Origin of the sequence: uncultured Algibacter sp. (assembly GCF_947495675.1) — a bacterium.
GTDB lineage: Bacteria > Bacteroidota > Bacteroidia > Flavobacteriales > Flavobacteriaceae > Algibacter_B.
The window spans coordinates 1-226 of record NZ_CANLZX010000105.1; the positions used below are offsets into that span (position 1 = coordinate 1).

At 60.2% G+C, this 226-nt stretch carries 1 protein-coding gene; it reads right to left on the reverse strand.

Annotated elements, in window-relative coordinates:
* A partial coding sequence (locus Q0842_RS16270) for a polysaccharide deacetylase family protein (RefSeq protein ID WP_298500576.1) occupies positions 1 to 226 on the reverse strand: 226 nt, incomplete at both ends.

A 226-nucleotide genomic window follows, 5' to 3' on the forward strand; every position in this document is an offset into this window, starting at 1 on the left:
GCACATCCAAAGTGCGCTCGAACCACTCGCGCTGCTGCCCGCGCGTTTTGATCGGGTCTTCGTGCTGGTATCCATGGGGGCCAATCTCGTGGCCATCTTTCAGAATTGCCTCCGCGACGTCGGGATAGGTCTCCAAGCACCACCCCGGTATGAAAAACGACTGCCTCAAGCCAAGGCGGCGGTATGTATCAAGAATGCGCGGCAGGGCGACCATTGGCCCGTAGCG